The organism is Zeimonas sediminis (assembly GCF_023721795.1).
Lineage (GTDB): Bacteria > Pseudomonadota > Gammaproteobacteria > Burkholderiales > Burkholderiaceae_E > Zeimonas > Zeimonas sediminis.
The window spans coordinates 699598-715395 of sequence record NZ_JAMQYE010000001.1 but is presented as its reverse complement, the minus strand read 5'-3'; the positions used below and the strand labels follow the sequence as shown (position 1 = coordinate 715395).

Here is a 15798-nt window from a genome sequence, read left to right as displayed (position 1 = left end):
GTATATCCTCGGGCCCGCCTCAGGCCCGGTTCAGGCCCGGTTCACCAGCACGATTCCGCCGGCGATCAGCGCGAGCGCCGCAACGAGGGTGGCGCCGACCGGCTCGCCGAGCAGCGCGGCGCCGAAGAACACGCCGAACAGCGGCGTCAGGAAGGTGAAGGCGTGCAGCGTCGTGGCCCGGTAGCGCGACACCATCCAGAACCAGGCGAGGTAGCTGGCCAGCGCCACGACCACGGTCTGGAAGACAAGCAGGCCCCAGATCAGCGCAGACGGCGCGAACACCCCCGGCTCGCCGAGCAGCGCCGACAGCGCGGCCATCACCAGCGCCGACACGCCGAGCTGGTACAGCAGGTTCTTCTCGGGCGGCGCGCTGCGCAGCGGCGTCGTCTTCAGCACGATCGTGGTGGCGGCCCAGAGCACAGCGGCGCCCAGGCACATCAGGTCGCCGAGCAGCGCGTTCGGCTGCGGCGCGCCGGCGCGCTCGCCGAATGCGATCACGACCCCGGCGAAGGCGGCGGCGAGCCCGACCAGCTTGCGCCGGTTCAGCCGGTCGCCCGGAACGAACCAGTGCGCGCCGAGCGCCACGAAGAACGGCGACGTGTAGAGCAGCACCGCCGCGCGCGAGGCGTTGGTCCAGAGCAGGCCGGAGTAGAGCAGCGCGAACTCCAGCCCGAACAGCGTGCCGGCCAGGATGCCCGGCGCCAGCGTGCCGTCGCTGCGCCACACGGGGATGCGGCGCCAGCCGATCCAGCCGAGCAGCAGCAGGGCGGCGCCGGCCGAGCGCAGCGCCGCCTGCCAGACCGGCGAGATGCCCTCGTTGCCGACCTTCATCGCGACCTGGCCCAGCCCCCAGATCGCGCACAGCAGCACCTGCAGCATCACCGCCTGCGGCGGCAGCGCCCCGGCATCGCGCGAAACCGTCGTGCGGCTCGCGGACGGTGCCGCGCCGGGCAGGCGAGGGGAGCTGTTCATCGGCGCGAGGATACCGGGTTCGTTTGCCGGCCGGGGCATGCGTCCAGGGGTTTCCCCGATCGGGTGACGCCATTTCCGGCAACCCTCATGTAACATTTCCGGCAAACAATCTCCGGCGCCGCCTCAGTTCGGGGCGGTCCGGTGGCCCGGCCGCTGCCGGCAATTCCAGAGGAGAGAACAAGCATGAAGAACGAGCGTTTCGCCGCCCTCGGGGGCTGGGCGCGCAGCGGCCTGGCCGTCGCGCTGGTGTCGGCGGGCCTGACCGCCTCGATGCCGGCGTCGGCGCAGACCGAGATCCAGTGGTGGCACTCGATGACCGGCGCGCTGGGCGACCGTCTGAACAGCCTCGCCGACCGCTTCAACAAGAGCCAGTCCGAGTACAAGGTCACCGCGGTCTACAAGGGCTCGTATCCCGAGTCGATGACCGCCGGCATCGCCGCCTTCCGCGCCGGGAACGCCCCGCACATCATCCAGGTCTTCGAGGTCGGCACCGCCACGATGATGGCCGCCAAGGGCGCGATCGTGCCGGTCGAGAAGCTGATGAAGGACGCCGGCTACAAGTTCGACCGCACGGCCTACGTGCCGGCGGTGGCGGGCTTCTACACGACGAACAAGGGCGAGATGCTCTCGTTCCCGTTCAACAGCTCGACCACGGTCTTCTACTACAACAAGGACGCCTTCGCGAAGGCGGGCATCGCCAAGGTGCCCGAGACCTGGCCCGAGGTCGCCGCCGCGGCCGCCAAGATCAAGGCCTCGAACGCCGCGAGCTGCGGCTACACGTCCAGCTGGGCGAGCTGGGTCCACATGGAGAGCTTCTCGGCCTGGCACAACGTGGCCTTCGCCACCGAGAACAACGGCTTCGGCGGCACCAAGGCGCGCCTGGTCGTGAACACGCCGGTTCACGAGCGGCACCTGAACAACCTGGCGCAGTGGGCGAAGGACGGCTGGTTCCTGTATCCGGGCCGCACCAACCAGGGCGACGCGAAGTTCTACAGCGGCGAATGCGCGATGTTCACCGGCAGCTCGGCCGCCTACGCGAACGTCAAGCGCAACGCCAAGTTCGACTTCGGCATCGCGAAGCTGCCGTACTACTCCGACGTGCCGGGCGCGCCGCAGAACACGGTGATCGGCGGCGCCAGCCTGTGGGTGATGTCCGGCAAGAAGCCCGCCGAGTACAAGGGCGTCGCGAAGTTCTTCGACTTCCTGTCCTCGCCCGAGGTCCAGGCCGAATGGCACCAGGCCACCGGCTACCTGCCGCTGACCATCGCCGCCTACGAGCTCACGAAGAAGAGCGGCTTCTACGACAAGAACCCGGGCACCGACGTGTCGGTCCAGCAGATGATCGTCAAGACCACCGACAAGTCGCGCGGCGTGCGGCTCGGCAACTTCGTGCAGATCCGCGACGTGATCCACGAGGAGATGGAGTCGATGCTGGCCGGCAAGCAGACCGCGAAGCAGGCGCTCGAGAAGATCACCTCGCGCGGCAACGACCTGCTGGCCCGCTTCGAGCGCACCGCCCGGGAGTGACGGCCGGGCCCCGGACCGACACCACCGCGCGAGGCCGATCCTGGAAAAGCGAGTCGTCTTCCGCGGCCGGTGGCTGCCGGTCGCGCTGATCGCGCCGCAGATCGCGATCATCCTTGTGTTCTTCTACTGGCCGGCGATCCAGGCGCTGGTCCAGTCGGTGTTCATCCAGGACGCCTTCGGCGGCAGGATGGAGTTCGTCGGCCTCGAGAACTTCGAGGTGCTGTTTGCCGACGAGCTCTACCTGAACTCGTTCCGGATCACCGCGATCTTCTCGGTCGCGGTCGCCGCGATCGGCCTGGTCACGAGCCTCGCGCTCGCCTACTTCGCCGATCGCGCGATCCGCGGGGCGCTCGCCTTCCGCACGATGCTGATCATCCCCTACGCGGTCGCGCCGGCCATCGTCGGGGTGCTGTGGATGTTCCTGTTCAACCCGACACTGGGCATCGTCGCTCACTGGCTGCGCGGCTTCGGCATCGACTGGAACCACGTGCTCGACGGCGACCAGGCGATGATCCTGGTCATCATCGCCGCGGTCTGGAAGCAGATCAGCTACAACTTCATCTTCTTCCTGGCCGGCCTGCAGTCGATCCCCAAGTCGCTGATCGAGGCGGCCGCGCTCGACGGCGCGGGCGCCTGGCGCACCTTCCGCTCGGTGATCTTCCCGTTGCTGTCGCCGACGACCTTCTTCCTGCTCGTGATCAACGTCGTCTACGCCTTCTTCGACACCTTCGCGATCATCGACGCGGCCACCGAGGGCGGGCCCGCCAAGGCCACCGAGATCCTCGTCTACAAGGTCTTCTACGACGGCTTCAAGGCGCTCGACATCGGCAGCTCGGCCGCGCAGTCGGTCGTGCTGATGGCGATCGTGCTGGTGCTCACCTTCGTGCAGTTCCGCTTCATCGAGCGGCGCGTGCAGTACTGACCCCGGACGACGGCCATGCTCGATCGCGATCCCGTGATGAAGGTGGTCACCTACCTGGTGCTTTGCGCCGGCGTGGCGATCATCGCGCTGCCGGTCTGGGTCACCTTCGTCGCCTCCACGCAGACGCTCGAGCAGGTGCTGGCCGCGCCGATGTCGCTGGTTCCAGGCGATCGCTTCCTGGCGAACTACGCCGAGGTCCTTGCCTCCGGCGCCGGCAACTCGGGGGCGCCGGTGGCGCGGATGCTGGGCAACAGCCTGCTGATGGCGATGGTCATCGCGGTCGGCAAGATCGTGATCTCGCTGCTGTCTGCCTTCGCGCTGATCTACTTCCGCTTTCCGCTCAAGAAGCTCGCGTTCTGGATGGTGTTCGTGACGCTGATGCTGCCGGTCGAGGTGCGGATCATGCCGACCTACGAGGTGATGTCCACGCTCGGCCTGATCGACACCTACACCGGCCTGACCTTGCCGCTGATCGCGTCGGCCACCGCGACGTTCCTGTTCAGGCAGTTCTTCATGACGGTGCCCGACGAGATGGCCGAGGCCGCCAAGATCGACGGGGCGGGTCCGATGCGCTTCTTCTTCCACATCCTGGTGCCGCTTTCGCGCACCAACATCGCGGCGCTGTTCGTGATCCTGTTCGTCTACGGCTGGAACCAGTACCTTTGGCCGCTGCTGGTCACCACCCAGGAGTCCATGTACCCGGTGGTGATCGGCATCAAGCGGATGATCTCCGGCGGCGACGCGGCGACCGAGTGGCAGCTGGTGATGGCCACCGCGATGCTCGCGATGCTGCCGCCGGTGGCGGTGGTCGTGCTGATGCAGAAGTGGTTCGTCAAGGGCCTCGTCGACCCGGACAAGTGAGCCCGAACCGAAGGGGCATGTCGTGATCCTGGCTTCCAAGATGCCGAGCGTCGACTTCGACGGCTGGCCGTATCCCGCCTTCGTCGCCCACCGCGGCGCCGGCCTGCTCGCGCCGGAGAACACGCTGGCGGCGATGCGCGCCGGCTTCGACTACGGGTACCGGATGTTCGAGTTCGACGCGAAGCTCTCCGGCGACGGCGTGGCGATGCTGATGCACGACCCGGTGGTGGAACGGACCACCGACGGCAGCGGGCGCGTGGCCGGCATGAGCTGGGGCGAGATCGCCAGGCTCGACGCGGGCAGCTGGCACTCTGCGCGTTTCGCCGGCGAGCCGGTGCCCACGCTCGCGCGCGTCGCGCGCTGGCTGCGCGCCAACGATTGCCTCGCCAACATCGAGATCAAGCCCTGCCCGGGCCGCGAGGCCGAGACCGGCGCGGCGATCGCGATCGAGGCGCGATTGCTGTGGCGCGAGGCCGAGGTGCCGCCGCTGATCTCGTCGTTCTCCGAAGCGGCCCTCGATGCGGCGCGCCGGGTGGCCCCGGAGCTGCCGCGCGCCTTGCTGCTTGCGCAGTTGCCGGAAGACTGGCTCGATCGCTGCCGCGCGCTCGGTTGCGTGGCGCTCGATGCCAACCACCGCGCGCTCGATGCCGCCACGATCGCGCGGGCGCGGGCGGCGGGCCTGCGCGTGCTCGCGTACACGGTCAACGAGCCGGCGCGGGCGGCCGAACTGCGCGGCGCCGGGCTCGATTGCGTGATCACCGACGCGATCGACCTGATCGCGCCGGGCGCCGGTTGACGGGGGTCAACGCCCGCGAGGCTGTCGTGACCGACAATTCGCATCGACGCTACAGGAGATGCGAATGGCTTTGTCGGACCAACAGATCGCCGGCCTGCTCGCCGGAATGCGCGAGCGCCTCGCCGTGCTCGAAGAGGAGATCGCCCGCAAGCTCGGCGACAGCGCCGACGACCTGACGGTGCTCGACCGGGTGGGCGACACAGGCGACCTGTCGCAGGCGATCTCGAGCAGCGAGATCGATCTTTCCGAGGCCCTGCGCGACATCGAGGAGTGGCGGGCCCTTCGCGGCGCGATGCGGCGCATCGACGAAGGCGGTTACGGCTTCTGCGTGGATTGCGGCGTGGAGATTCCCTTCGCGCGGCTGCAGGCGCAGCCGGTGGCGCTTCGCTGCGTCGATTGCCAGTCGCGGGCCGAGCGCGCCTCGGGCCAGCACTCGTCGACGATGTGATGTAGCCAGGGGCGGCGGTTGCTCGGCGGCCGTGCGCGGGCTGCGGCGCGCGGACCGCCGTTACCCGAAGCGGCCGTGCAGGAACCATCCGCCGGCCGCGTCGTCGCCCAGGCGCTCGCGGTAGATCCAGAGCAGGCGGTGCAGCGAGTCCTCGGCGACGAAATAGTCGCGCTGCACCGAACGGTCGTCCCACCAGCCGCTTTCGATTCGCTCCGGCCCCGCGAGCAGGCTCAGCGGGCCCTCGCGAAAAGGCAGGCCGTTGCGCTCGCCCAGCGCCAGCGGCGAATCGAGCAGCCACAATGGCCTGGGCAACGCGGCGAGGCGAGGCGTTGCCGGCGATGCCCGGGACGGCCGGCGTTTCAGCAGCGCGAGATCGGCTTCGCAGGCCCGCCACGCCGCCTCGGGGCGATGGTCATCGACCTGCTGCAGACGGCGGACCCCCTCGTGCCCGAGCCGGGCCTGCAGGCGCTCGACCAGCGGGGCCAGCGCCTCGGCCACGCCTGCCGGATCGGGGAAGAGGCTGCCGCTCGCCGGCGCCGCCGGATCGAGCTCGCGGCAGCGCAAGCGCAGGGCAGAGGCCGGCGCCGGCAGCCTGAGAACCGCCAGCCGCTCGCGCAGCACCGGTCGCAGGCGGTCGACGTGCCAGGCCGGCTCGGCGAGTCCCGGCGCCAGCACGGTGTCGGGGCGTTCGCCGTCGTGCTCGATCGCGAGCTCGAAAGCCCGGGTTGCCTTCTGCGAGGCCTGCAGCCAGCGGCACAGGTGCTCGACCAGCCGGAAGGCGGCCCATTCCAGGGCGGGCGTGGCGTCGACCCTGGCCGGCAACTCGAGCCGTTCGTCGAAGGCGGGCGGCGGCACGTGACGGGGGCGGGGATCGGGGCGAAGCCCGAGCGCCCGGTCGAGTTCGTCGAGCAGGGGCTGGCCGAAGCGGCGCGCCAGGCCGTGGCGCGGCAGCGCGAGCAGCGATGCGATCCGGCGCAGGCCGGCCGACTCGAGCGCGTCGAGGCATGGGGCCGCCGATTCCAGCAAGGCGACGGGCAAGGGTCCGAGGCGTGCCGGCAGCCCGGACGGCGCGAGGCAGCGGGCGCCGTCGCGCCAGCGGGCGAGCAGCGATGCGGCGCCCGGCGTGGGCGCCATCGCGAGCGAGGCGCGCAAGCCCTGGGCCAGGAGTTCCTGCCGGATCAGGCGCTCGAGCGCATCGGCGCCACCGAAATAGCGAAGGCTGGGACCGGTTTCGAGCAGCAGTCCGGCATGCGCCTCGACGCTGACGACCGGCGTGAACCGAATCGCCCAGGTGGCCAACCGGGCGAGTTCGCCGGGCCCGGCCACCGCCTGCGGCTCGAATCGAAGGGCATGCCAGCGCATGGGAGGATTCCGGCGGTGCCGGGGAAGCGGCGCCGCGCTGCCGGTTCAGATCACGCGCAACGGCGCGTCGGCGTGGCCGGCTTGCAGCCGTGCCTCGGCAGGCCGACGGGCGTCCGCATCCGTGCCGCTGCCCTGCGGCTCGGCCGCGCGCGGGCGCAGGCGGATCGCCGTGGGCGGCCCGGGAAGGTCGACGACGACGGGCCGCGACAGCACCGGGCCGCGCCGCTTGAGGATCTGCACCGACAGCCGCTGCTGCGGGCGCGGCAGCAGCAACAGGCGCAAGGGGGCCGGTGAAGGCTGGAACTGGGCGGGCAGTTCGCGGAACAGGAATACCGGGCCGGTTGCGCCGCGGGCCGCCGCCTGCATGCGCCGCAGGTGCTCGGGGCGGCAGCGATCCTGGGCAATCCAGGCGAGCAGGGCGCCGAATCCGGCATTGCGCAGCGCCTGCTCGACGGCCCACAACCGGTCGGCTGCGTTCTGCGCCTGGACCACGAGCAGGCAGTCGGGATCGATGCCGAAGTCGGCCAGCGCCGGCGCGTAGGGAACCAGCGGCGGCGCCATCAGGATCGCGATGCGCCGCTCCCGGCTAAGCTGCCTGAGCAGGGGCACGAGCAGGCGGAGCTCGCCGATGCCGGGCTCGCGGGCGATCAGCTCGGTGAGCATGCCGGCCGGCCAGCCCGCGCCGGGCAGCTCGGCATCGAGCGCGCGATAGCCGGTGGGCAGCGTGTCGACGCCGGCCTGTCCGAGCTGGCTGGCGCGCCAGACCGATGCGGGCAGCGGCGCGGGCAGTCGTGCCCCGGCTGGAGGCTCGCTCGACACGGTTGCTCAGAGTCCCTTGCCCGCGCGCACCAGGCCCACGCCGATCCCTTCGATCGCCAGCTCCTCGTGGCGGGTGTCGACGACGATCGGCGAGAAGTCGGGGTTCTCGGGCAGCAGCTCGACGACGTGGCCGCGGCGCTGCCAGCGCTTGACGGTGACGTCGTCGCCGACGCGCGCCACGACGATCTGGCCGTTGCGGGCCTCGGCCGCGCGCCGCACCGCGAGCAGGTCGCCGTCGAGGATGCCGGCGTCGCGCATGCTCATGCCGCGGACCTTCAGCAGGTAGTCGGGCCGCTCGCTGAAGAGCTCTGGATCGAGCGCGTAATTGGCCTCGATGTGCTCCTGCGCGAGGATCGGGCTGCCGGCGGCCACCCGCCCGACCAGCGGAAGGCTGAAGGAGATCCGGACCGCCTGCGGCGCCTCGTTCTGCGCGTCGGGCATCAGGCGCAGGCGGATGCCGCGCGACGCGCCCGACGTGAGCTCGATCACCCCCTTGCGCGCCAGTGCCTTCAGGTGCTCTTCGGCCGCGTTGGCCGACCGGAACCCGAGCCGGGAGGCGATCTCGGCCCGCGTGGGCGGGAAGCCGGTATCGGCGATGTGCTGCCGGATCAGGGAGAGGATTTCCTGCTGTCTTGCGGTGAGCTCGCGCATCGGACGGATTCCCGGGGGGTTTCGCAGACTGTATTTTCATACAGTGAGCGCTCGACTTTCAAGCCCCCGATATTTTTCTCGGCCCCGTCAGGAAACTCCTGTGCAGACCCCGGCATTTGTGGCAAAGTGAATGCGGGCCGTGTTCTGGACGGCCCGGGAATTGCATTTCACGGTCTGCTGGTTCCGGTGTTCCTCGAAATGCAATGTTCGAAACGGTTCGAGGATTCGTACACCCGATGGGAACCAAGATCTACGTGGGCAATCTGCCCTGGCGCGCCACCGATGCCCAGCTTTCGGAGCTGTTCGGAGCGCACGGCGAAGTCACCGACGCGCGGATCGTGACCGATCGCGAAACCGGCCGCTCGCGCGGCTTCGGTTTCGTCACCATGGCTTCCGCCGAAGCGGCGCAAGCCGCGATCCGGGCGCTCAACGGTTACTCGCTCGAAGGCCGCAGCCTGGTCGTCAACGAAGCCCGTGAACAGGGCGGTGGCGGCGGCTTCGGCGGCGGCGGCGGTGGTCGTCGTCCTGGCGGTGGCGGCGGCGGTTACGGCGGCGGCGGTGGCGGCGGCTATCGCGGCGGCGGTGGTGGCGGCGGCTACGGTGGTGGTGGCGGCGGTTACGGCGGCGGCGGCGGCGGTGGTGGCGGCTATGGCGGTGGCGACCGCGAGGGCGGCCGGGGCGGCCCGCGGCGCGCGCGTCAGTTCGGCCAGTAAGCCGGTCAGGCGGCCGGGTTTTTCCCGGCTTGCCGGCCGGGGAGCGAGGGCTCCCCGCACGAGGCCTGCGACATTCGCAGGCCTCTTTTCATTGGCGCGCCGGCTTCGCTCGCCGGCCCGCGCTCACGTGCCCGCTCACATGCCCGGATAGTTCGGCCCGCCGCCGCCCTCGGGCACGACCCAGACGATGTTCTGCGTCGGGTCCTTGATGTCGCAGGTCTTGCAGTGCACGCAGTTCTGCGCGTTGATCTGCAGGCGATCGCTGCCGTCCTCGTCCTTCACGAACTCGTAGACGCCGGCCGGGCAGTAGCGCTGCTCGGGGCCGGCGTACTTGGCCAGGTTCGTCGCCACCGGCACCGAGGCATCCTTCAGCGTCAGGTGGATCGGCTGGTTCTCCTCGTGGTTGGTGTTCGACACGAACACCGAGGACAGCCGGTCGAAGCTCAGCTTGCCGTCGGGCTTCGGGTACTGGATCGGCGTGCATTCCGAGGCCGGCTTCAGGTAGGCGTGGTCGGGCTTGGTCGTGTGCATCGTCCACGGCGCCTTGCCCTTGAAGACCACCTGGTCGATGCCGACCAGCAGCGTGCCCAGCCAAAGCCCCTTGCCCATCGCCGGCTTGAAATTGCGCGCCCGGTACAGCTCGTCGTGCAGCCACGAGGCCCGGAAGGCCTCGGGATAGGCGGTCAGCCGGTCGCTGGCGCGCCCCGCGGCGATCGCCTCGAACGCGGCCTCGGCCGCCAGCATGCCGGTCTTGATCGCCGCGTGGCTGCCCTTGATCCGCGAGGCGTTCAGGAAGCCGGCGTCGCAGCCGATCAGGCAGCCGCCCGGGAAGGTGAAGTCCGGCAGCGAGTTCAGGCCGCCCGCGGTGATCGCGCGCGCGCCGTAGGACAGCCGCTTGCCGCCCTCGAGGAAATGGCGGATCGCCGGGTGCGTCTTGTAGCGCTGGAATTCCTCGAACGGCGACAGCCACGGGTTGCTGTAGTTCAGGCCGACCACGAAGCCGACGGCGACCTTGTTGTCGTCGAAGTGATAGAGGAAGGAGCCGCCGTAGGTGTCGCTGGACAGCGGCCAGCCGGCGGTATGGACGACCAGGCCCGGCTTGTGCTTCGCCGGGTCGATCTCCCAGAGCTCCTTCAGGCCGATGCCGTAGCTCTGCGGGTCGCGGCCGGCGTCGAGCGCGAACTTCGAGATCAGCTGCTTGCCCAGGTGGCCGCGGGCGCCCTCGGCGAAGAAGGTGTACTTCGCGTGCAGCTCCATGCCGGGCTGGAAGGCGTCGGTGGGCTCGCCGTCGCGGCCGACGCCCATGTTGCCGGTGGCCACGCCCTTGACCGAGCCGTCGTCGTTGTAGAGGACCTCGGAGGCTGCGAAGCCGGGGTAGATCTCGACGCCGAGCGCCTCGGCCTGCTGGCCCAGCCAGCGCACGACGTTGCCCAGGCTGATCACGTAGTTGCCGTGATTCTGGAAGCAGGCGGGCAGCATCCAGTTCGGCACCTGCCGCGAGCCGGTCTCGGACAGGAACAGGAAACGGTCCTCGCTGACCTCGGTGTTCAGCGGCGCGCCCATCGATTTCCAGTCGGGCAGCAGCTCGTTCAGCGCGCGCGGATCCATGACCGCGCCCGACAGGATGTGCGCGCCGATCTCGGAACCCTTCTCGATCACGCAGACGCCGAGCTCGCTGCCCTTGTCGGCGGCGAGCTGCTTGAGCCTGATCGCGGCGGCCAGGCCGGCGGGGCCGCCGCCGACGATGACCACGTCGAATTCCATCGAGTCGCGCTGGACGTCCATTTCTTCTCCGGAGGATGCAGACAGTGCCTTGTTCGACCGTCGATTGTCCCGGAAACCGGTGCATCGGCGCAAACCGGGGGGCGCTGCGGATCGATTCGGATAACATCGGCCGCAAGGCTTTCCCGAAATCATCGCGGCCGCGGTCGAGGCGGCCGGCGCAAGGAGAACACAGTGCCCACCTCATTCGACCTGACCGGCAAGACGGCCCTGATCACCGGCGCATCGAGCGGCCTCGGGGCGCGCTTCGCCCGGCTGCTCGCCGACAACGGCGCCCAGGTCGTGCTCGCCTCGCGCCGCACGGAACGGCTGAAGGAGCTCCGCGCGGAGATCGAGGCGGCCGGCGGCGACGCGCACGTCGTCGCGCTCGACGTGACCGACAACGCAGCGATCGAGGCGGCCGTCGCCCAGGCCGAGACCGATGCCGGGCCGATCGACATCCTGGTCAACAACTCCGGCGTCAGCACCACCCAGCGGCTGGTCGACGTCACCGCCGAGGACTACGACTTCGTCTTCGACACCAACACGCGCGGCGCCTTCTTCGTGGCCCAGGCGGTCGGCAAGCGGATGATCGCGCGCGCCAAGGAGGACCCGACGCGGCGCGCCCGCATCGTGAACGTGGCCTCGATGGCCGGGTTGCGGGTGCTCGCTCAGATCGGCGTCTACTGCATGAGCAAGGCCGCGGTCGTGCACATGACCAAGGCGATGGCGCTCGAGTGGGGCCGCTACAACATCAACGTCAACGCGGTCTGCCCCGGCTACATCGAGACCGAGATCAATGCCCACCACTGGCAGACCGAGGCCGGCCAGAAGCTGATCCAGATGCTGCCGCGGCGCAGGGTGGGCAAGCCCGAGGACCTCGACGGCGTGATGCTGCTGCTCGCCTCGGACCAGTCCGACTTCGTCAACGGCGCGGTGATCGCGGCCGACGACGGCTTCGCGCTGTAGCGCGCCCGGCAGCCGCGGCGATCGACGGAGGAGGGAACCGATGCGCGAGACCGCAGCCCGGCTCGACGATCCCCGAGAGGCGGCGGCATTCGCCTCGGGCTTCCAGCTGTCGGCGCCGCCGCCCGACTTCGTCGACGATCCCTATCCGTACTACCGCGCGCTGCGCGAGCACGACCCGGTGCGCCGGCTCGCCGACGGCAGCCTGTTCCTCACCCGCTTCGACGACGTGTCGGCGGTCTATCGCAGCCCGCACGCCAGCTCCGACAAGAAGCGCGAGTTCCGGCCGAAGTTCGGCGACACGCCGCTCTACGAGCACCACACGACCAGCCTGGTGTTCAACGACCCGCCGCTGCACACCCGGGTGCGCAGGCTGATCCTGGGCGCGGTCAACCAGCGCGCGATCGCGCGGATGGAGGCGGGCGTGGTCGCGCTGGTCGACGGGCTGCTCGACGCGATGCAGGACAAGGGCGCGTTCGACCTGATCGACGACTTCGCCGCGCAGATCCCGGTCGAGGTGATCGGCAACCTGCTCGCCGTGCCGCGCGCCGACCGCGGGCCGCTGCGCGGCTGGTCGCTCGCGATCCTGGCGGCGCTCGAGCCGGTGCCCACCGGGCAGATGCTGGACACCGGCAATGCGGCGGTGCGCGAGTTCTCGGCCTATCTCGACGGCCTGATCGCCGATCGGCGGGCGCATCCGCTCGATCCTGACGAAGACGTGCTGACCCGCCTGATCCAGGGCGAGGTCGGCGGCGAGCGGCTCGGCCACGCCGAGCTGGTCCAGAACTGCATCTTCCTGCTCAACGCGGGGCACGAGACCACGACCAACCTGATCGGCAACGGCCTGGACACGCTGCTGTCCCGGCCCGACGAACTGCGCAGGCTGCGCGAGGACCCGTCTCTGCTGAACACGGCGATCGAGGAGATGCTGCGCTACGAGAGCCCGCTGCAGTTCAACAACCGCTGCATGACGGCCGACTGCGAGATCGGCGGCGTGCCGGTCGCGGCCGGCACGCTGGTCACGCTGTGCATCGGCGCGGCGAACCGCGACCCGTCGCAGTTCGACGACCCCGAGCGTTTCGACGTCGGCCGCAAGCCGAACCGTCACGTCGCCTTCGGCCACGGCGATCACGCCTGTGCCGGCATGAACGTGGCGCGGATGGAAGGCCGGATCGCGATCGGGAGGCTGGTCGCGCGTTTCCCTGGCCTGCAGCGCGACGGCGCAGCCGACCGCGACCGCCGGCTGCGCTTCCGCGGGCTCAGGCACCTGCCGGCACGGGCGGCCTGAATCAGTCGTGATTGCCGGCGGCGCCGCTTCCGAGGCGGCGCCGGATGCCCTCGCGGATGTGACGGATGCCGAGCGCGACCGCGATCGCGATCGGCACCACCGACAGCCCGGCCGCCAGGTCGGGATCGACCGGCCAGCCGCCGGCCTTCGCCGCCTTGGCGATGTAGCCGACCAGTCCCACCGCGTAATAGGTGATCGCCGCCACCGACAGCCCTTCGACCGTCTGCTGCAGGTTCAGCTGCAGGCGGGCGCGCCGGTTCATCGCGGCCAGCAGCTCCTGGTTCTGCCGCTCGCGCTCGATGTCCACGCGGGTGCGCAGCAGGGCGCTGGCGCGGGCGATCCGCTCCGCGGTCGCGTCGACCCGGCGGGCGACGCTTTCGCAGAAGGCCATCGCCGGGCCGAAACGGCGCTCTAGAAAGCCGGTCGGCGTCTGCAGGCCGGGCAGCCGCCCGTCGCGCAGGCCGGCGCCGCGCTGCTGGACGATCGCGTGATAGGCGCGCGCGGCCGCGAAGCGAAAGCCGGTGGTGCCGGCGATCCGCTCGACGGTGGCGGCCAGCCGGGTGATCTGCCGCAGCAGGGCCGGCTCGTCGGTCGCCTCGGCGGTCTCCAGCCGGGCGACCAGTTCGCTCAGCTCGCGCTCGACCGCGTCCAGCTCGCCGGCGGTGCGGCGGGCGAGCGGAAAGGCGAGCATCGCCATCATCCGGTACACCTCGATCTCGATCAGCCGCTGCACCTCGCGGCCGGTCAGCGTGCGGCTCGTGTCGCGCGTCAGCAGCAGGAAGCGGGTGAAGCCGTCGGGCCCGACGCGGAAGTCGGTGCAGGCGGTCGCGGCGCCGTCGGCCAGCGTGGCGGCGGTAAGCGATTCGCGGTCGAAGAGATCGGCGAAGCTCTCGCGCGTCTCGGCTGGCAGCACGGCCACGTGCAGGCCGGCGATCTGCTGGCCGGGCAGGCTCGCCAGCCAGTCAGCCGGCAGCGCCGACAGGGCGGGATCGGCGAACGGCGCGGCGGCGCTGCAGTCGTCGCGGTAGACGGTCAGGTCGTCGAACTCGCCGTGCCGCTCCCACTTCAGCCGGAAGCTGCCGAAGTCGCCGAAGAAGTGCCGCACGCCGGGCGGCGGGCCGGGCCGGCCGAGGCGCTCGCACAGCCGGCCGATCGCCGCGTACAGCGAGCCCGGGTGTGTCGGATCCACCGCCTGGCCCTCGGGGCCCAGCAGGGCGATGTGCGAAACTGACTGGGGCGACGCCACGGCCAGCCGCGGCCGCGCGTGGATCTCGTTCTGCAGCGCGAAGCGCTCCGGATGCGAGCGCATCGGCTGCGGGAAGTCGCGCGCGCCGTCGGCTTCGCCGGGACTCGAATCCTTCTGATGACTTGGCTTCTGCACGGAGATCGACCGAGGGTGACTGGACAGCGACGCGAAGAAGAAAGGGTCCCGGTGTTCGAGATGGACATCCCGATCCGCTGGGGCGACATGGACGCGATGGGCCATGTCAATAATACGGTCTACTTCCGCTATCTCGAGCAGCTCCGGATCAGCTGGTTCGACGCGCTGGGCATGAGCGCGAATCCCGACGGCACCGGGCCGGTCATCGTCAACGCGCACTGCAGCTTCATCCGCGAGCTGCAGTACCCGGGCACGGTCCGCTGCCGGCTGTACGTCGGCCAGATCGGCCGCTCCAGCTTCGAGACCACCGCGCTGCTGTCGCGCACCGACGATCCCGACACGGTCTACGCCGAAGGCGGCGCCAAGGTGGTGTGGGTCGATTTCCCGAAGCGGAAGTCGACGCCGCTGCCCGACGCGGTCCGCAAGGCGATCGTCGAGCCGGTGGGGTGATCGTGGCGGGGCCCGGGGGCGGGGTTTCCTTCTCGCCGGGCTGAGGCTGCGGCCCCGCTTTGCGGGGCTTCCCTCGTCTTCCTCGTCCGCGGCGGGTCGGGCGCAACTCGCGGGCCCTTCAGGCCCGCTCAGACAGCGCCCTCCCTGATCGCCGCTCCCTTCGGAAGCACTCGGCTTGCCAAAGCCCGGCGAGAAGGAAACCCCACCCCCGGGCCAGCGAGCCTGCTCAGACTGCCGACACGTCGATCGGGCACCCGGTCTTTTCGACGATCTCGTGCTTGGAGACGCCGGGCGCGAGCTCGAGCAGCTTCAGGCCGTTCGGCGTCACCTTGATCACACCGAGGTCGGTGACGATCGTGTCGACCACGCCGACGCCGGTCAACGGCAGCGAGCATTCCTTCAGCAGCTTCTGCTCCTCGGTGCCGTCCTTCTTCTTGGCGGTGTGCTCCATCAGGACGATGACGCGGCCCACGCCGGCGACCAGGTCCATCGCGCCGCCCATGCCCTTGACCATCTTGCCGGGGATCATCCAGTTGGCCAGGTCGCCTTTCTCGCTGACCTGCATCGCGCCGAGGATCGCCAGGTTGATCTTGCCGCCGCGAATCATCGCGAACGAATCCGCCGACGAGAAGATCGACGAGCCGGGCAGCGTGGTCACGGTCTGCTTGCCGGCATTGATCAGGTCGGGGTCGACCTCGTCCTCGGTCGGGAACGGGCCGATGCCGAGCAGCCCGTTCTCGGACTGCAGCCAGACCTCCATGTCGGCCGGCACGTGGTTGGCCACCAGCGTCGGCAGGCCGATGCCCAGGTTCACGTAGTAGCCGTTCTTCAGTTCGCGGGCCGCGCGCGCGGCCATTTCGTCTCGGGTCCAGGCCATGCGT

The 15798-nt window shown here is 70.2% G+C and carries 16 protein-coding genes; 9 read left to right on the top strand and 7 right to left on the bottom strand.

Annotation, left to right across the window (positions count from 1 at the left end):
- Window positions 1-30: 30 nt before the first annotated feature.
- Window positions 31-972 (bottom strand): DMT family transporter, encoded by a 942-nt coding sequence (locus tag M6I34_RS03340; protein ID WP_272484293.1) that lies wholly within the window; start codon window positions 970-972, stop codon window positions 31-33.
- A 183-nt stretch (window positions 973-1155) separates the two neighbouring features.
- On the opposite strand from M6I34_RS03340, the gene ugpB reads away from it, so the two are divergent.
- The 5 genes from ugpB (at window position 1156) to M6I34_RS03315 (ending at window position 5526) form a co-directional block, all read left to right on the top strand.
- On the top strand, window positions 1156-2499 hold the full coding sequence (gene ugpB / locus M6I34_RS03335; RefSeq protein ID WP_272484292.1) for a sn-glycerol-3-phosphate ABC transporter substrate-binding protein UgpB: 1344 nt from the start codon (window positions 1156-1158) through the stop codon (window positions 2497-2499).
- Window positions 2500-2539: 40 nt separating this feature from the next.
- The gene (gene ugpA, locus M6I34_RS03330) at window positions 2540-3421 is read left to right on the top strand and encodes a sn-glycerol-3-phosphate ABC transporter permease UgpA (protein WP_272486592.1); all 882 of its coding nucleotides are present in this window, start codon (window positions 2540-2542) and stop codon (window positions 3419-3421) included.
- Between the two features lie 15 nt (window positions 3422-3436).
- A complete protein-coding gene (gene ugpE, locus M6I34_RS03325) occupies window positions 3437-4282 on the top strand; it encodes a sn-glycerol-3-phosphate ABC transporter permease UgpE (RefSeq protein WP_272484291.1) in 846 nt (281 codons plus the stop codon).
- Window positions 4283-4322: 40 nt separating this feature from the next.
- A complete protein-coding gene (ugpQ, locus tag M6I34_RS03320; RefSeq protein WP_272486591.1) occupies window positions 4323-5078 on the top strand; it encodes a glycerophosphodiester phosphodiesterase in 756 nt (251 codons plus the stop codon).
- 64 nt (window positions 5079-5142) lie between these two features.
- Window positions 5143-5526, top strand: coding sequence for a TraR/DksA family transcriptional regulator (locus M6I34_RS03315; RefSeq protein WP_272484290.1), 384 nt, complete (start codon window positions 5143-5145; stop codon window positions 5524-5526).
- 60 nt (window positions 5527-5586) lie between these two features.
- Here M6I34_RS03315 and M6I34_RS03310 read toward each other — a convergent pair whose 3' ends face one another.
- From M6I34_RS03310 to lexA, 3 genes are read right to left on the bottom strand one after another with little or no spacing between them, the layout of a single operon-like run.
- A complete protein-coding gene (locus M6I34_RS03310) occupies window positions 5587-6888 on the bottom strand; it encodes a Y-family DNA polymerase (RefSeq protein WP_272484289.1) in 1302 nt (433 codons plus the stop codon).
- 45 nt (window positions 6889-6933) lie between these two features.
- A complete protein-coding gene (imuA, locus tag M6I34_RS03305; protein WP_272484288.1) occupies window positions 6934-7707 on the bottom strand; it encodes a translesion DNA synthesis-associated protein ImuA in 774 nt (257 codons plus the stop codon).
- Between the two features lie 6 nt (window positions 7708-7713).
- Entirely contained in the window at window positions 7714-8358 is a 645-nt protein-coding gene (lexA, locus tag M6I34_RS03300) for a transcriptional repressor LexA (RefSeq protein ID WP_272484287.1), read from the bottom strand.
- Window positions 8359-8594: 236 nt separating this feature from the next.
- Between lexA and M6I34_RS03295 the strand changes: the two genes are divergently transcribed.
- On the top strand, window positions 8595-9071 hold the full coding sequence (locus M6I34_RS03295) for an RNA recognition motif domain-containing protein (RefSeq protein ID WP_272484286.1): 477 nt from the start codon (window positions 8595-8597) through the stop codon (window positions 9069-9071).
- Window positions 9072-9206: 135 nt separating this feature from the next.
- On the opposite strand, the gene M6I34_RS03290 is transcribed toward M6I34_RS03295, so the two are convergent.
- A complete protein-coding gene (locus M6I34_RS03290) occupies window positions 9207-10856 on the bottom strand; it encodes an electron transfer flavoprotein-ubiquinone oxidoreductase (RefSeq protein WP_272484285.1) in 1650 nt (549 codons plus the stop codon).
- A 171-nt stretch (window positions 10857-11027) separates the two neighbouring features.
- On the opposite strand from M6I34_RS03290, the gene M6I34_RS03285 reads away from it, so the two are divergent.
- Both M6I34_RS03285 and M6I34_RS03280 read left to right on the top strand, forming a co-directional pair.
- Window positions 11028-11801, top strand: a complete 774-nt coding sequence (locus tag M6I34_RS03285) for an SDR family oxidoreductase (protein ID WP_272484284.1) — start codon at window positions 11028-11030, stop codon at window positions 11799-11801.
- A 40-nt stretch (window positions 11802-11841) separates the two neighbouring features.
- Window positions 11842-13086, top strand: a complete 1245-nt coding sequence (locus tag M6I34_RS03280; RefSeq protein WP_272484283.1) for a cytochrome P450 — start codon at window positions 11842-11844, stop codon at window positions 13084-13086.
- Window position 13087: 1 nt separating this feature from the next.
- On the opposite strand, the gene M6I34_RS03275 is transcribed toward M6I34_RS03280, so the two are convergent.
- Entirely contained in the window at window positions 13088-14467 is a 1380-nt protein-coding gene (locus M6I34_RS03275; RefSeq protein WP_272484282.1) for a DUF3422 family protein, read from the bottom strand.
- Between the two features lie 60 nt (window positions 14468-14527).
- Between M6I34_RS03275 and M6I34_RS03270 the strand changes: the two genes are divergently transcribed.
- A complete protein-coding gene (locus tag M6I34_RS03270) occupies window positions 14528-14917 on the top strand; it encodes an acyl-CoA thioesterase (protein WP_272486590.1) in 390 nt (129 codons plus the stop codon).
- 226 nt (window positions 14918-15143) lie between these two features.
- Here M6I34_RS03270 and M6I34_RS03265 read toward each other — a convergent pair whose 3' ends face one another.
- On the bottom strand, window positions 15144-15794 hold the full coding sequence (locus tag M6I34_RS03265) for a CoA transferase subunit B (protein WP_272484281.1): 651 nt from the start codon (window positions 15792-15794) through the stop codon (window positions 15144-15146).
- Window positions 15795-15798: the final 4 nt, after the last annotated feature.

What these genes read in the sequence shown, in the direction of transcription:
- M6I34_RS03280 (WP_272484283.1), top strand. Translation starts at nt 11,842, where the DNA reads ATGCGCGAGACCGCAGCCCGGCTCGACGATCCCCGAGAGGCGGCGGCA.
- ugpQ (WP_272486591.1), top strand. Translation starts at nt 4,323, where the DNA reads ATGCCGAGCGTCGACTTCGACGGCTGGCCGTATCCCGCCTTCGTCGCC.
- ugpE (WP_272484291.1), top strand. Translation starts at nt 3,437, where the DNA reads ATGCTCGATCGCGATCCCGTGATGAAGGTGGTCACCTACCTGGTGCTT.
- M6I34_RS03340 (WP_272484293.1), bottom strand. Translation starts at nt 972, where the DNA reads ATGAACAGCTCCCCTCGCCTGCCCGGCGCGGCACCGTCCGCGAGCCGC.
- lexA (WP_272484287.1), bottom strand. Translation starts at nt 8,358, where the DNA reads ATGCGCGAGCTCACCGCAAGACAGCAGGAAATCCTCTCCCTGATCCGG.
- M6I34_RS03265 (WP_272484281.1), bottom strand. Translation starts at nt 15,794, where the DNA reads ATGGCCTGGACCCGAGACGAAATGGCCGCGCGCGCGGCCCGCGAACTG.
- M6I34_RS03270 (WP_272486590.1), top strand. Translation starts at nt 14,528, where the DNA reads ATGGACATCCCGATCCGCTGGGGCGACATGGACGCGATGGGCCATGTC.
- M6I34_RS03315 (WP_272484290.1), top strand. Translation starts at nt 5,143, where the DNA reads ATGGCTTTGTCGGACCAACAGATCGCCGGCCTGCTCGCCGGAATGCGC.
- M6I34_RS03295 (WP_272484286.1), top strand. Translation starts at nt 8,595, where the DNA reads ATGGGAACCAAGATCTACGTGGGCAATCTGCCCTGGCGCGCCACCGAT.
- ugpB (WP_272484292.1), top strand. Translation starts at nt 1,156, where the DNA reads ATGAAGAACGAGCGTTTCGCCGCCCTCGGGGGCTGGGCGCGCAGCGGC.
- M6I34_RS03310 (WP_272484289.1), bottom strand. Translation starts at nt 6,888, where the DNA reads ATGCGCTGGCATGCCCTTCGATTCGAGCCGCAGGCGGTGGCCGGGCCC.
- M6I34_RS03290 (WP_272484285.1), bottom strand. Translation starts at nt 10,856, where the DNA reads ATGGACGTCCAGCGCGACTCGATGGAATTCGACGTGGTCATCGTCGGC.